This is a genomic window from Streptomyces sp. NPDC046931 (assembly GCF_040644655.1).
GTDB lineage: Bacteria > Actinomycetota > Actinomycetes > Streptomycetales > Streptomycetaceae > Streptomyces.
In genome coordinates, this window is the sequence record NZ_JBEYWX010000015.1 from 96,022 (window position 1) to 110,058 (window position 14,037).

The following is a 14,037-nucleotide window of genomic DNA, read 5'->3' on the forward strand; positions in this document are numbered from 1 at the left end:
ACTCGGCGCCTTCGAACATTCCGGCATCCGGACGGCGGTGCGCGGCGCGGCGGGCGGCGCAAGGGCGCTCCTGGGCGCGTCCGTCGAAAGGCGGCTTCGGCGCACCGCATGATCACTCGTGCGCGATCGCGGCCAGCACGTTCATGCGCGACGCGCGCAACGCGGGCAGCAGCGCGGCCACCACGCCCACGACCGCCGAGCCCACCACGACGGCCACGATGGTGCCCCAGGGGATCGCCAGTGCCTTCATGCCCTCCAGCGCCAGCACCCGCTGGATGCACAGGCCCCACACCAGTCCCAGTGCCAGCCCGAGGACGGCCCCGAACACGGCGATCACCACGGACTCCAGCCGGATCATCCGGCGCAACTGCCGCCGGGCGAGCCCGATCGCACGCAGCAGGCCGATCTCCCGGGTGCGCTCGACGACCGACAGGGCCAGGGTGTTGACCACCCCGAGTACGGCGATGACGATCGCCAGGGCGAGCAGTGCGTAGACGAGGTAGAGCAGCACCCCGATCTGGTCGTGCACCAGCTTCTTGTAGTCGGCCTGGTCGCGGACCTGTACCTGGGGGTACGGGTCGAGCGTCTTCTCCAGACGGGACCGGAGCCGCTCCTTGGACGTGCCGGGCGCGGCGTTCACATACAGCGCGGAGTCCTGACCGCCCGGTACGTACTTTTGGTACGTGGCCATCCCGAAGAACAGTCCGCCCTCTGTGCTGACGCCGTCCGAAGCGCCCTGGTCGGTGAGCGCGCCGACGCTGAGGCCGGCGCTGCGCCCGGCCGGGAACCGGACGGTCAGCGTGCTGCCGACGTGGATGCCGTGCTCCTTGGCGAACGTCGCGTCCATGGCGATGGCGCCGGCCGCGAGCGCGGCGGCCGTGTCCCCTCGCACGTAGTTGATGTGGGCCACCTCGTCGAGCCGCGGGTCGTAGCCCCCGGCGGTGGTCTCGACGCTCCCGCCGTCCGGCAGCCGCACCGCGACGGGTGTGAACCGCTGGCGTACGACGAGCCCCGCGCCCTCCGTCGCCCGGACCCGGTCGGTGATCTCCTTCGGGAACGGCTGGAAGTTGGTGTTCTGCACCACGAAGTCGGCGCCCAGCGTCTTGTCGATCTGCCGGTCGAACGACTTGGACATGGACGTGCTCGCCACCGACATCCCGGTGACCAGCGCGATCCCCACCATGAGCGCGGAGGCGGTGGCACCCGTGCGGCGGGGGTTGCGCAGGGCGTTGCGCTGGCTCATCCGCCCGATGGAGCCGAAGAGGGCGGGGAAGGCGGCGCCCAGCACCCGGATCACGGGACGCACCAGCAGCGGCCCCGCGATCACGGTGGCGACGAGCGTGAGGATCACGCCGAGCCCGAGCAGGGAGGCGGCCGGCCCGGTCTGTGTCGCTCGTACGCAGCCCGCCAGCGCGGCCAGGCCGAGCACGCCGACGATCGCGCCTGCCACCGCGCGGATCGTCAGAGGCCGACCCACACCGGCGACCTCGGCGTCCGTGAGGGCGGCCATGGGGGAGACGGCGGCCGCGCGGCGGGCCGGGAGGTACGCGGCGACGAAGGTGACGCCGACCCCGACGACGTACGCGGCGACAGGGGTCACCCACCCGATCGCCATCTCGGTGGACTTCAGGTTCATGCCGAACGCGCTCATCAGCCGGATCAGCCCGGCCGCGAGCCCGATGCCCGCGGCGAGTCCGAGTGTCGAGGCCACCAGGCCGAGCAGCAGGGCCTCGGTCAGCACCGACCGGCGCACCTGCCGACGGTCGGCACCCAGAGCGCGCAGCAGCCCCAGTTCCCGGGTGCGCTGGGCGATGAGCATCGAGAACGTGTTGACGATGAGGAACACGCCGACGAGTACGGCGATGCCGGCGAACCCCAGCATCACGTACTTGATCACGTCGAGAAACGCGCCGAGCTGGTCCGTGGCCGACTTGGCCTGCTCGCCCGCCGTCTTCAAGTCGTACGGCGAGGAGCCGTAGGGCGGGGAGTGCAGCGCCGCGGAGACCCGCTGCTTGAGCCGCTTGTCGGTCACGCCCGGTGCAGCGTCGACCGAGATGGCGGTGGCCACGTCGGGCCGGCCGAGCAGCCGGGTCTGGGCGGTCGGGGTGTCCAGGAAGACCAGGGCGGCGCCCGGGTTGGTGGTCGTGAAGGTGGCGATTCCGACCACCCGCACCGTGAACGAGCCGGGCTGCGCGATCACCCGCAGCGTGTCGCCGATCCGCACGTGCTTGTGCCGGGCCGTGTCCGCGTCGAGCAGCACCTCACCGGGGCCCTGCGGAGCGTGCCCCGACGTGAGCTTCACCGGGCTGCGGTCGGAGACATACCAGTTCCTCGCGATGGTGGGCGCGCCGGTCGTCGGACCCACGGGTTCGTTCCGGTGGTCGACGACCGTGATGTTCTGGACGGCGACGTCCACATGGGCCCTCGCCACCCCGTCGACCCGGGCGACCCGCTCGGCCAGCGAGGCGGGGACGGTCGGGGTGAAGCCGGTCGGGACCGGCGAGCCCAGGTCCTGCTCGGGGCTGACGGTCACATCGGCCGCCGTGGAGGCGAACAGGCGGTCGAAGGTGCGGGTGACCGTGTCCGAGAAGATCAGGCTGCCCGCGACGAACGCCACGGACAGCAGGACGGCCAGTGCCGAGAGCGCGAGTCGTCCCTTGTGCGCCAGGAAGCTGCGCAGCGTCGCCTTCAGCACGGTCGCCTCAGCCCTCCCTGGTCCTCGCCGCGCGCCGTGTCGTCCACGCCCGCCCGGACCGCCCCGGGCGCGGGTTCCTGGGGGCTTCCCCCGGCGAAGAGGCGCATACGTTCCAGCACCGCCTCCGCCGTGGGCCGCTCCATCGTGTCCACGATCCGTCCGTCGGCCAGGAACAGCACCAGGTCGGAGTGGGCCGCCGCGCCCGGATCGTGCGTGACCATGACGACGGTCTGCCCCAGCTCGTCGACCGCCCTGCGCAGAAAGCCCAGGACCTCGAGCCCCGACCGGGAGTCGAGGTTGCCCGTCGGCTCGTCCGCGAAGATCAGTTCGGGGCGGGAGGCGAGCGCGCGGGCGCACGCCACACGCTGCTGCTGCCCGCCGGAGAGCTGCGACGGCCGGTGGGTCAGCCGGTCGCGCAGCCCGAGGGTGTCGATGACCTGGTCCAGCCACTTCCGGTCGGGCTGACGGCCCGCGATGTCCATGGGCAGCGTGATGTTCTCGGCCGCGTTGAGCGTCGGGATGAGATTGAACGACTGGAACATGAAGCCGATCCGGTCCCGGCGCAGCCGCGTCAGCTCGCGGTCCTTCAGACCCGTGATCTCGGTGTCGCCCAGCCACACCTGTCCGGCCGATACGGTGTCGAGCCCCGCCAGGCAGTGCATGAGAGTCGACTTCCCGGACCCCGAAGGACCCATGACCGCGGTGAAACGGCCGCGGGCGATGTCCACGTCGACCGAGTCGAGGGCGAGCACCGTCGTCTCGCCCGAGCCGTACGCCTTTGTCAGCCCCCGGGCGCGGGCGGCGATGCCGTCCGCCTCCCCCGGGTCCGGGGGGCGCTCCGCAGCAGCAGTGGACAAGGCCGCCTCCTCGGTCGTGGACGTCCCGGCTCCTTCGCCCGGCCTGTCCCGCACGAGCGTAATGTGACGCCCTGCACACCCGGTATCCCCCCGGGGTCGACGCGCGCCTCCCGCACAGGTCGTGGCCTTGGCGGGCGGTGCGAGGGCGCTCTTTCCGTACCGCGGTGCATCGTGCGCCCCCTTGCCGCTGCTAGCGCCATGGCGCTAGCGTCGAGGGATGGCGAAGACCCAGCTGAATGTGAGGGTGGACGAGGACACCGCCCGAGCCGCCCGTGAACGTGCCCTGGAGCGCGGTATGAGCGTCAACCGCTACATCGAAGAGCTGGTCCGGCAGGACACCGGCGAGGCCGGCCACACGTTCGTCGAGGCCGCCGCCGACTTCATGAAGCAGTACGAGTCCGTCTTCGCCGAGGAGTTCGGCACCGCCCGCGAGGGCCGGACCAAGGGCCCGCGGGAGCGCCGGGGCGAGGGTAAGTCGCTGAGCCGTTGAGCCACCTCAGAGTCGACCTCGCCTGGCTGCTGATGGTCGCCGAACAGAAGACTCCCGGGGACCCCCAGGTCACCGACTGGGGGGCGCTCGTCGCCGCGGTCAGCCGGCACGAGGCGGAGATATTCGGCGTCCCCGTCTACGACACCCCGCACGCCCGTGCGGCCGCCCTGCTCCAACTCCTGCTGCACGTCCCGGCGCTGGAGCGCTCCAACGCGCTGTTCGCCTCCGCGGTCGCCTACGCCTACCTCGTCGCCAGCGGCGTCAAGGTCGTCACCTCACCCGAACAGGTGCGCGAACTGGCCCGGCTGGTCAAGAGCGGTACGGCCTCGGTGGAAGACATCGCGCGGGAGCTGCGGCAGTGGAGCCTGTGACTACTCCTCGCGCCCGTGCCGCCAGGCGGTGCCCAGCACGCAGTAGGACGTCGGCAGCCGCGGCCCCTTCTCCGGCATCAGCATCCGCCGGTAGGGGCCCAGTTCGAAGTCCGCGGCGCGCAGGGCCGCGACCGGGTCCCGGGCGAGATGGCAGCCGCCGTTGAGCGCCGGCCACACCGTTCGGTCCAGGGCGCGCTGCGCGGACCGCATCGCGGGCCCCCCGCCCACTCCGTGCTCGAAGAACCTCAGGGTCCCGCCGGGCCGCAGCACCCGCCGCACCTCCCCGAGCGCCCGCGATACATCCCGCACGCTGCACAGCACCAGAGAGAGCACCGCCGCGTCGAAGGCCTCGCTCTTGACCGGCAGCGCCTCCGCCGCGCCCGGGGCCACGTCCACGGGCACGTCGGCACGCAGGGCCGCCTCGACCGCGCGCTGCCGCAACAGCCGCTCCGGTTCGATGGCGACGACCTCCGCGACCGTACTCGGATAGTGGGCGAAGTTCAGACCGTTGCCCGCGCCGATCTCGATCACCCTGCCGGACAGTCCGGCCAGCAGGCGCTCCCGTACCGCACCCATACCGAGGCGGGTCTCGGCAGCGACGCTGATCCGGGTGTAGTAGCGGGCGAACAGCGGATGACGCACGGTCTCGCGCGACATCCTGCGGGGGCGGACGGACCGAAGCGCCATGAGCACCTCCGGGGGAGGACGGGCCTTACCGGGATTGTCCCCCACGCCCGCCGTCCCCACCCCCGTCATGCTCGTCGTCAGGGCGCGTGCGACGAGGCGAACGCCTCCGGGTCCCACGTCCCGCCGAGCGCAGCCGCCAGCCAACCGGGTGCCGCCGCACGGAACCCGGCGGGCGCGTACCCCCCGGCTCCCGCCGGCAGCGCCCCGAGCAGGGGCGCCTGCGAAACCACCGGAAGGTCCGCGAGATTGCACCGCGACGCGAGATCCGCCGTCCCGGGCCAGCTGCCGATGACCACACCGGTCAACTCCAGCCCCCGGCGCCGCACCTCCCGCGCCGTCAGCTCGGTGGTGTTGAGCGTGCCGAGGCCGGCCGTCGCGACCACCAGCACCGGTGCCGCCAGCAGCCGGGCCGCGTCCGCCAGGGTGCCGCCCTCGTCGTCGAACCGTACGAGCAGCCCGCCCGCCCCCTCGACGAGCACGAGGTCGTGCTCCGCCGCCAGCTTGGCGGCCGCCTCCGCCACCTCCGCCGGGCCCACGGGCGGCAGTCCGGCCCGCCGGGCCGCCGTCGCGGGCGCCAACGGATCGGGGTAGCGGGCGAGTTCCCGCACCGTCCAGGCGCCCGAGAGCCGGGCCACCTCGTCGGCGTCCCCGCGCTCGTCGGGTCCCACACCCGTCTGCGCGGGCTTGAGCACGGCCACGGAGCGGCCCGCCGCGACCGCCACCGCCGCGACGGCCGCGGTCGTGACCGTCTTCCCGACCTCCGTGCCGGTCCCCGTGACCACCAGTACCGACATCTCAGCCCTCCTGTGCCGCCGCGCACACCGCGCGTGCGATCCGTGCCACGTCCGCGTCTCCCGTCACATACGGCGGCATCGTGTAGACGAGGTCGCGGAACGGCCGCAGCCACACGCCCTCGCGCACCGCGGCCCGGGTCGCCGCCGCCATGTCCACCTCGTGGTCGAGCTGGACGACGCCGATGGCGCCGAGCACCCGCACCTCGCGCACGCCGGGCAGGTCACGCGCGGGAGCGAGGCCCTCCTTCAGACCCGTCTCGATCCGCTTGACCTCCGTCTGCCAGTCCTGCCCGAGCAGCAGGCCGAGCGAGGCGCAGGCGACGGCCGCCGCCAGCGGGTTGCCCATGAAGGTGGGTCCGTGCGCGAGCAGCGGCACCTCGCCACGGGAGATCCCCTCGGCCACGCGCGGGGTGCACAGCGTCGCCGCCATCGTCAGGTAGCCGCCGGTCAGCGCCTTGCCGACGCACATCACATCGGGGGTCACCGCCGCGTGGTCGGCGGCGAACAGCGCGCCCGTACGGCCGAACCCGGTGGCGATCTCGTCGAAGACCAGCAGGACGTCGTGCGCGTCGCACGCCTCGCGCAGCACCCGCAGATACGCGGGGGAGTGGAACCGCATCCCGCCCGCGCCCTGCACCACCGGCTCGACGATCACCGCCGCCAGCTCGTCCGCGTGCCGGGCGATCGCCGCGCGCAACCCGTCGGCGTACGACTCCTCGTAGGCGGCCGGCGGCGCCCCGGTGAACACCTGCCGCGGCAGGACGCCCCGCCACAGCTCGTGCATGCCGCCCTCGGGGTCGCAGACGGACATCGGCTGCCAGGTGTCGCCGTGATAGCCGCCGCGCCAGGTCAGCAGCCGCTGCTTGGCGGGACGGCCGAGCGAACGCCAGTACTGGAGGCACATCTTGACAGCGACCTCGACCGAGACCGAGCCCGAGTCGGCGAGGAACACATGCTCGAGACCATCCGGCGACATATCGACAAGGAGCTTTGCCAACCGGACGGCGGGCTCGTGGGTGAGCCCGCCGAACATCACATGGCTCATGCGCGCCAGCTGCTCGCGCGCGGCCTCGTTGAGCACCGGGTGGTTGTAGCCGTGGATCGCCGACCACCAGGACGACATGCCGTCGACGAGTTCTCCGGAGCCGTCGGCCAGACGCAGCCGCACCCCGCTCGCCGACTCCACGACGAGCGGCTCCTGCCGGCCCGGCATGGGACCGTACGGATGCCAGACGTGCTGCCGGTCGAGCGCCAGCAGCTCGTCCACGGAGAACTCAGGCATTGGGCGCGAGATCCGTTCCGGCGCCCCGGCGGCGCACCGCGACCAGGTCCGTACGGGGCTCTTCGACGCGCGGCAGGGAAGCGGAGCCGCACACACCGCCACTCTCGTGGGACCCGCATCCGCCCCCGCCGTGGGACCCGCATGCGCCGCCCTCGTCGGATCCGCATGCGCCGCCCTCGTGGGATCCGCATCCGGCGGCCTCATGGGATCCGCAGCCGCCCGCCACCCGGTGCTCGGGCAGCGTCACCCGGTCCGTGCCCTCCACCTCGAACCCGGCGTCCGCGATCATCTCCAGGTCGGCTTTGCCCGCCTGGCCCTCGCTGGTCAGGTAGTCCCCGAGGAAGATGGAGTTGGCGAGGTGCAGGGCCAGCGGCTGCATCGAGCGGAGGTGGACCTCACGGCCGCCCGCGATGCGCACCTCGACGTCCGGGCACACGAACCGGACCATGGCGAGGATCCGCAGACACCGCTGCGGCGTCAGGTTCCACTCCTTGGCCAGCGGCGTTCCCTCGAACGGGATCAGGAAGTTGACGGGCACCGAGTCGGGGTCCAGCTCACGCAGCGAGAAGACGACGTCCACCAGGTCCTCGTCGCTCTCGCCCATGCCTGCGATCAGCCCGGAGCAGGCCGAGAGCCCGGCGGCGTGCGCCTTGTGCACCGTGTCCACCCGGTCGGCGTAGGTGTGGGTGGTGGTGATGTCCCCGTAGGTCGCCTCCGAGGTGTTGAGGTTGTGGTTGTAGGCGTCGGCGCCCGCCGCGCGCAGCCGTTCGGCCTGGCCGTCGGAGAGCAGCCCGAGACAGGCGCACACCTCGACGCCGTCGTTCTGCTCCTTGATGGTCCTGATGGTGTCGGAGACCCGGTCCACGTCCCGGTCGGTGGGCCCGCGGCCGCTCGCCACCAGGCAGACCCGCTTGGCGCCGCCCGCGACGCCGGCCGCCGCGGCCTGCGACGCCTGATCCGGCTTGAGCCAGGTGTACTTGAGGATCTCGGCCTTCGAGCCGAGCCGCTGGGAGCAGTAGGAACAGTCCTCCGGGCACAGGCCGGACTTCAGGTTGACGAGATAGTTGAGTTTCACCCGTCGGCCGAACCAGTGGCGGCGCACCTTGCCGGCCGCGGCCACCACATCGAGCACGTCGTCGTCGGAAGTGGCGAGGACGGCCAGAGCTTCCTCGCGGGTCGGCATCTCGCGCCGCAGCCCCTTGTCCACCAGCGTGTTCAGCAGGTCCATGAGAGCCGATCCTGTCCTACGGGACCGCCCCGGGCCAAGGAGAGAATGCACAACAGACGACCTTCGTCGTGTGGGTATTGCCACATCCTGGGCGGCTGGTCGTCCCGCTAGTGTCTGTGCACTGCCTACAAATGCCCCGGAGGACCCATGGCGTTCGGCTGGATCGACGAACAGGCGCGGGCGCGCCGCCGAGCCGGACTCGTCCGCACACTGCGCCCCCGCCCCGCCGACTCGCCGCTCCTCGACCTCGCGGGCAACGACTACCTGGGCCTGTCGCGCCATCCGGAGGTCACCGAGGGCGCGGCAGGGGCGGCCCGGCTGTGGGGCGGTGGTGCGACCGGTTCCCGCCTCGTCTCCGGGACGACGGAACTCCACGGCGAGCTGGAGCGCGAGCTGGCCGACTTCTGCGGCTTCGAGGCGGCGCTCGTCCTCTCCTCCGGGTACGCGGCCAATCTCGCGGCGGTCACCGCGCTCGCCCCGCACGGCTCACTGATCGTCTCCGACGCGGGCAACCACGCCTCGCTCATCGACGGCTGCCGGCTCGCCCGCGGCACCACCCAGGTCGTGGCGCACGCCGATCCCGAGGCGGTCCGCAAGGCGCTCGACACCCACGGCGGCCCCGGCGTCGTGGTCTCCGACACGGTGTTCTCGGTGGACGGCGACGCGGCCCCGCTGGCCGGCCTGGCGGACGCCGCGAGGCAGTTCGGGGCCGGACTGATCGTCGACGACGCACACGGGCTCGGCGTGCTCGGGTCCGGCGGCCGGGGCGCCCCGCACGCGGCCGGTCTCGCGGGCGCCCCGGACCTGGTGGCGACGGTGACGCTGTCGAAGTCGCTCGGCAGTCAGGGCGGGGCCGTCCTCGGCCCGGCGCGGGTGATCGACCATCTGGTCAACGCGGCACGGACGTTCATCTTCGACACCGGGCTCGCCCCGGCGGCGGCGGGCGCGGCACTCGCGGCGCTGCGTCTGCTGCGCCGCGAGCCGGAACGTGCCCTGCGGGTCCGCGCCGTGGCGACGGCCTTGCACGCCCGCCTCACGGCCGAGGGCCATGAGGCGGTGCGCCCGGACGCCGCCGTGGTCTCCGTGCGGGCACCGTCTCCCGAACTGGCCGTGCGGTGGGCGGCGGACTGCCGGGCGGCGGGAGTCGCCGTCGGCTGCTTCCGTCCGCCGTCGGTGCCCGACGGCATCTCACGGCTGCGGCTGACCGCCCGTGCGGACCTCACCGACGAGCAGATCGAGCACGCCGTGCGTGTGATCGGCGCGACGCGACCGTAAGTCGGCGAAACGGCCGTGCCTCGCTCGTCGGACGCACGTGACGCGCCCGCAACCGTGAGAAGAAGTGCTCCGTCAGAGTGATGCGGAAATCGACTCGAAATTGACTCAAAGAAGTCCGAGTCGAGAGGAAATGATCAGCTCAGTCCTGCCAGAAACTCCTTCCAGACCTCGGGGGTGAAGAGCAGGGCCGGACCGGTGACGTTCTTGGAGTCGCGCACGGCCACCAGTCCCTGCCAGGGGCCGCCGCCCGGACGGGCGGTCTCGACGCAGTTGTTCATTCCCGTACTGCGGCTGCTGCGCAGCCAACGCACGCCGTCCAGGGACGTGCTGGCGGGGATGTGCCGAGGCGGTGCTGACATGGTGCCTCCTTACGCATCGCCGGCCAACGCGGCGATGTAATCCAACGAGTCCTCGGGCGAAAGGGCGTGGATCCGAAGGGAGTCGAAGGCCTCGCAGTAGGCCTGGAGGTCTTCTTTCCGTTCGAGGTAGAGGCTACTCGTCAAGTGGTCGAGAACGACCACATCCAGATCAGATCTGCTCGGGAATGAGAAGATAACGAAAGGGCCGGTGATGCCGATGTGTGCCCCGGCCGCGAAGGGCAGCACCTGGAGCCGCACATGGGGCATCCTGGCCGCTTCCAGGAGCCGGTCGAGCTGCCGCGCCATGGCCCCCGGGCCGCCGATCTCCCGGCGCAGCACGGCCTCGTCCAGGACGGCGCTCAGCCGCAGCGGCGGATCCGCGCGCAGCACCTCCTGACGGGCCAGCCGAACCTCCACCAGGGCGTCCAGCTTGTCGTCCTCCAGGGTGCCCACGGCGGCCCGGGTCACCGCCCGGGCGTACTCGGGTGTCTGGAGCAGCCCCGGCACCACCGAGGTCTCCAGTGTGCGCATCCCGCTCGCCTGCGACTCCAGGCTGATGAAATCGCGGTAGGCAGGCGGCAGCACACCCCGATAGGCGTGCCACCAGTTCTGCCGGCCGCCGCCGTCCTCGGAACCGGCCAGTACCAGCAGCAGTTCCCGCAGTTCCGGGTCGTCGACACCGTACGCGTCCAGCAGTAGGCGTACGTCCCCCGGCTTGACCCCGCTGGAGCCCGTCTCGATCCGGCTCACCTTCGACTGGTGCCAGCCGACGAGGGCGGCCGCCTCACCGCTGGTGAGCCCTGCCCCGGCGCGCAGGCCGCGCAATTCGGCGCCGAGTTTGCGGCGGCGCACCGCTGGTCCGTACTGCATGGCCGACTCCCTACGCACGGCGCGCGGCTTTCACGGCGACGGTAGAGGATGACCCAGAACGCGGCCCGAATACGGTCGGTCGTCGGAGAGTTCACCGCTTCGGGCGACAGATATATGCATATCTCGAGGGATCGCACCCGGGAGAGCCCTGGTGATGGCAGTCTGGCGCGCAGCACCAAGTCCGGGACCGTTCTCGAACCAATCCTCTCCGTGTCGGACTTCGGTCCCGTGGGAAAGGGACGACGTCGCCATGGCAGACCATCAGGAAGCATCCGTCACTCTGCCGAGCGATCCCGCCTCGGTCTTCGCAGCCCGAAAATACGTCTCGGACGTCCTGGTCGAATGGGGCCTGCCGAGCGACGCCGAAGTCGCCGACACGGTTCGCCTGATCGTGTCCGAACTGGCGACCAATGCCGTACAGCACACCTTCGGGCAGTCACCGACGTTCACGGTCGACATCGCGCTCGCCCGGGAGGAGTTACTGTGCATCGGCGTCACGGACAGCCATCCGCGCTTCCCCAAGCGGCTGCCCGCCGCCGTGCAGCAGGACAACGGGCGCGGCATGGTGATCGTCCGCTGGCTGACCGCCGAGTACGGCGGGAGCCTCAGCGTGCGGCCCACCCGGGAGGGTGGCAAGACGGTCGCGATCGAACTGCCGTGGACCGCACCGGCGCGGTCGGCCACGGCGGCGGGCCGGCAGGAGCCTTGAAGCGTCAGGAGCCTTGAACCGGCGGGCGGCGTCCGCCGGGGCCGGTGGGCTGGGCGGGTGTGTCCGGGCCGGGGGGCACGGCGTCAGCCCGGGTCGGCCGGCCGGGCGGTGTCTGTTCGGGTCGATCAGCAGAACCCCGCATACCTGGGATGGTGTCTGCCGGTGCCCATCCGGCGAAGCGGCGTCTTTCCGGGCCAGGCGGCCGGAGGAGGTGTTCGGGGTGTTGGGCGGGTCGGGGCCGGCGCGGCGACGCGGCGCAGACCCGAGTCGGTCGCACGGAGCGGGGTGTGGCCGGGTCGATCGGCAGGACGGTGCGTACACGGGCTGCGGCTGCCGGACATGGGACGCTACGGCTCGGTGCCGCGCCGGGCTGCCGGGCGGGGTGTGCCCCGGGCGTGGTGACGGTGGGTGTCAGACGTGCCGTGCCGCTCGTCCGAAGGCGCCGCGCAGCAGGGCACGGAAGGCGTCGGCCGCCGGTGCCGACTCGTCGGGGCGGTACGCGACCGAGATCGTACGGCGCAACGTGCCCGGCTCCAGCGGCCGTACGCCGAGCGGGCTCGCCGTGGTCCTCGCCACCCTCTCCGGCACCACGGCCACCCCGAGACCGGCGCTGACCGCCGGGCACGAGGAACACCCCGGGGCGCGGGACGCGGGGCGGCCGCTGCGGCAGGGTTTCGTGACCAACGCGCTGAACCCGAAGGCGTCCTTGACCTTCCTGAGCCTGCTGCCGCAGTTCGTGCCCGCGGGCAGCCCCGCGATGCCGCGGACGCTGGTGCTCGCCCTGATCGTCCTTGCGGTCTGCCTGGTGTGGTTCCCCACCGTCGCGCTGCTCGTGGACCGGCTGGGCCGGTGGCTGCGCCGCCCGGGGACGTCGCGGGCCCTGGAGGCGATCACCGGGGGCGCGCTGACCGGACTGGGTCTGCTGCTGGTTCTCGAGCCCGTCGCGAACTGAGGAGCGTGCGCCGCACCAGCAGCGGCAGGATGTGCCACAGGCCCACGCACACCAGGAGCGTCGCCACGGCGGCGGTGATGCCGGCGGTACGGCCGAGGGACACGTCCACCACCAGCAGGACCGCGCCGGTGAACGCCAGCGACAGCACCACCGTCCCGGTCCCGGCGAAACGGGACGAGATCCGTACGATGACGGGTTTGGCGTTCCGCTGGAAGAGCATCCGGTGCAATGCGGCCGGTGCCGTGAACAGGGCCGCGGCCACCACGGACAGCAGCAGGGTGACGACGTAGATGATGCGCTGACCCATGTCGAGGGACGGAAAGCGCTGGGTGAACGCAAGGGTCAGCAGGAACGCGAAGAGGATCTGCACCCCGGTCTGGGTGACGCGAAGTTCCTGCAGCAGCTCGGCGAAGTTGCGGTCGGCGCGCTCCAGCGGTGTCTCGTCCCGTGCCTGCGGGGGTGGTCGGTCGGCCATGGTGAACTAGTAACCGCTGATGTTCTCTTCACGCCCCCGAGGGGTGACGGCGCACCGACGCCGTCACCCCCGCCCTCCGGGTCAGCTCACCCGGCCGTACCAGACGCTCTTCGTCCAGATCTTCTCGAGCCGCACGACGGAACCGGTTTTGGGGGAGTGCCAGATCTTTCCCTTCCCGGCGTAGATGCCGACGTGGTAGACGTTCCGACCCGAGTGGAAGAACACCAGGTCGCCCGCCTTGCGGTGGGAGGCGGAGATGTGGTGCGTCTTGTTGTACTGAGCCGCTGCCGTACGGGGCAGGGGCTTGCCCGCCTTCTTGTACGCGTAGAGCGTGAGCCCGGAGCAGTCGAAGCGACGCGGCCCGGCGGCCCCCCACTTGTAGGGAGCCCCCTTCTTGGAGGCCGCGATCTGGAGCGCCTTCGTCGCCGGAGACGCGGCGGACGCGTCTGAGGCGACGCCGGGAACCACGATGCTGCCGCCGACGGCGGCGAGGGTGAGGGCCGAGGCCGTGCCGGCCCGGGTCAGCAGCGACGGGACACGATTGAGCGCAGTCATGCGCAACCCTTCGTCAGCCGCCTGTGAAGGATGACCTGTCGGATTCGGGCTGGCGAAGTAGCCCGGCCGCTTGCGCGGCTTCACCCCAAGGACCGTCCGGATCTCTCCGGTGGCCCGCCTTGCTGGGTCCTCCACTCCTGCCGATCCACTCCTGTCGACCGGTCATCCGGGCGGCGGCAGGATTCGGCGTCCGCCCGGACCGCCCCGCCGCGGTGGCGGGGGCTTGTCGTCAGGAAGGGATCTTCACTCAGGCGTGTCGGAAAATCACAATGGAATCGGGGGTTTGTGGCATTACTCACCACTCACCCGTTCGGCTGGACACCCTTGTGTTCGGGGGCCGTTGGAGGGAACGACGAGCCTCGGACCTGCGACGGAGCGCCTCCTTGCCCCTGGGCGGCAGGCGCTTTGACCGGCTGTTCCGGGCTCCCGGCCGGAGCG

General features: G+C 71.8%; 14 protein-coding genes, 2 pseudogenes and 1 riboswitch. Of the genes and pseudogenes, 5 read left to right on the forward strand and 11 right to left on the reverse strand.

What is annotated here, in order from left to right; translation table 11 throughout:
- Positions 1 to 112 precede the first annotated feature (112 nt).
- Positions 113 to 2,695, reverse strand: a complete 2,583-nt coding sequence (locus ABZ876_RS24705; protein ID WP_361785108.1) for an FtsX-like permease family protein — start codon at positions 2,693 to 2,695, stop codon at positions 113 to 115.
- Positions 2,689 to 3,552, reverse strand: a complete 864-nt coding sequence (locus tag ABZ876_RS24710) for an ABC transporter ATP-binding protein (RefSeq protein WP_361785111.1) — start codon at positions 3,550 to 3,552, stop codon at positions 2,689 to 2,691. Before ABZ876_RS24710 ends, ABZ876_RS24705 begins: the two co-directional genes overlap by 7 nt.
- A gap of 217 nt (positions 3,553 to 3,769) precedes the next feature.
- Between ABZ876_RS24710 and ABZ876_RS24715 the strand changes: the two genes are divergently transcribed.
- Positions 3,770 to 4,042: an antitoxin gene (locus ABZ876_RS24715; protein ID WP_361785114.1), complete on the forward strand. Its 273-nt coding sequence runs from the start codon at positions 3,770 to 3,772 to the stop codon at positions 4,040 to 4,042.
- Positions 4,039 to 4,413: a fic family toxin-antitoxin system, toxin component gene (locus tag ABZ876_RS24720; protein WP_361785117.1), complete on the forward strand. Its 375-nt coding sequence runs from the start codon at positions 4,039 to 4,041 to the stop codon at positions 4,411 to 4,413. The genes ABZ876_RS24715 and ABZ876_RS24720 overlap by 4 nt, the downstream gene beginning before the upstream one ends.
- On the opposite strand, the gene ABZ876_RS24725 is transcribed toward ABZ876_RS24720, so the two are convergent.
- From ABZ876_RS24725 to bioB, 4 genes are all read right to left on the reverse strand, one after another.
- A complete protein-coding gene (locus tag ABZ876_RS24725) occupies positions 4,414 to 5,100 on the reverse strand; it encodes a class I SAM-dependent methyltransferase (protein WP_361785120.1) in 687 nt (228 codons plus the stop codon). It abuts the gene before it with no gap.
- 77 nt (positions 5,101 to 5,177) lie between these two features.
- Positions 5,178 to 5,894: a dethiobiotin synthase gene (gene bioD / locus ABZ876_RS24730; RefSeq protein ID WP_361785123.1), complete on the reverse strand. Its 717-nt coding sequence runs from the start codon at positions 5,892 to 5,894 to the stop codon at positions 5,178 to 5,180.
- 1 nt (position 5,895) lies between these two features.
- Positions 5,896 to 7,176: an adenosylmethionine--8-amino-7-oxononanoate transaminase gene (locus tag ABZ876_RS24735; RefSeq protein ID WP_361785126.1), complete on the reverse strand. Its 1,281-nt coding sequence runs from the start codon at positions 7,174 to 7,176 to the stop codon at positions 5,896 to 5,898.
- Positions 7,169 to 8,404, reverse strand: coding sequence for a biotin synthase BioB (bioB, locus tag ABZ876_RS24740; protein ID WP_361785129.1), 1,236 nt, complete (start codon positions 8,402 to 8,404; stop codon positions 7,169 to 7,171). Before bioB ends, ABZ876_RS24735 begins: the two co-directional genes overlap by 8 nt.
- A 147-nt stretch (positions 8,405 to 8,551) precedes the next feature.
- Between bioB and ABZ876_RS24745 the strand changes: the two genes are divergently transcribed.
- On the forward strand, positions 8,552 to 9,679 hold the full coding sequence (locus ABZ876_RS24745) for an 8-amino-7-oxononanoate synthase (protein ID WP_361785132.1): 1,128 nt from the start codon (positions 8,552 to 8,554) through the stop codon (positions 9,677 to 9,679).
- Between the two features lie 134 nt (positions 9,680 to 9,813).
- Here the strand turns inward: ABZ876_RS24745 and ABZ876_RS24750 are convergent, their stop codons facing one another.
- Both ABZ876_RS24750 and ABZ876_RS24755 read right to left on the reverse strand, forming a co-directional pair.
- On the reverse strand, positions 9,814 to 10,038 hold the full coding sequence (locus ABZ876_RS24750; protein WP_361785134.1) for a DUF397 domain-containing protein: 225 nt from the start codon (positions 10,036 to 10,038) through the stop codon (positions 9,814 to 9,816).
- 9 nt (positions 10,039 to 10,047) lie between these two features.
- Positions 10,048 to 10,908, reverse strand: coding sequence for a helix-turn-helix transcriptional regulator (locus ABZ876_RS24755; RefSeq protein WP_361785137.1), 861 nt, complete (start codon positions 10,906 to 10,908; stop codon positions 10,048 to 10,050).
- Between the two features lie 250 nt (positions 10,909 to 11,158).
- On the opposite strand from ABZ876_RS24755, the gene ABZ876_RS24760 reads away from it, so the two are divergent.
- Positions 11,159 to 11,617, forward strand: coding sequence for an ATP-binding protein (locus ABZ876_RS24760; RefSeq protein ID WP_361785140.1), 459 nt, complete (start codon positions 11,159 to 11,161; stop codon positions 11,615 to 11,617).
- A gap of 411 nt (positions 11,618 to 12,028) precedes the next feature.
- Here ABZ876_RS24760 and ABZ876_RS24765 read toward each other — a convergent pair.
- A pseudogene (locus ABZ876_RS24765) lies at positions 12,029 to 12,232 on the reverse strand (LysR substrate-binding domain-containing protein); the annotation flags it as partial.
- Between the two features lie 37 nt (positions 12,233 to 12,269).
- Here ABZ876_RS24765 and ABZ876_RS24770 point away from each other — a divergent pair.
- Positions 12,270 to 12,569, forward strand: a pseudogene (locus ABZ876_RS24770) (LysE family transporter); the annotation flags it as partial.
- Here ABZ876_RS24770 and ABZ876_RS24775 read toward each other — a convergent pair.
- Positions 12,508 to 13,044: a DUF6328 family protein gene (locus ABZ876_RS24775; protein WP_361785143.1), complete on the reverse strand. Its 537-nt coding sequence runs from the start codon at positions 13,042 to 13,044 to the stop codon at positions 12,508 to 12,510. The pseudogene ABZ876_RS24770 and the gene ABZ876_RS24775 overlap by 62 nt on opposite strands.
- 81 nt (positions 13,045 to 13,125) lie before the next feature.
- The gene (locus ABZ876_RS24780) at positions 13,126 to 13,599 is read right to left on the reverse strand and encodes a C40 family peptidase (protein WP_361785146.1); all 474 of its coding nucleotides are present in this window, start codon (positions 13,597 to 13,599) and stop codon (positions 13,126 to 13,128) included.
- 3 nt (positions 13,600 to 13,602) lie between these two features.
- A riboswitch (cyclic di-AMP (ydaO/yuaA leader) is annotated at positions 13,603 to 13,798 on the reverse strand.
- Positions 13,799 to 14,037 lie beyond the last annotated feature (239 nt).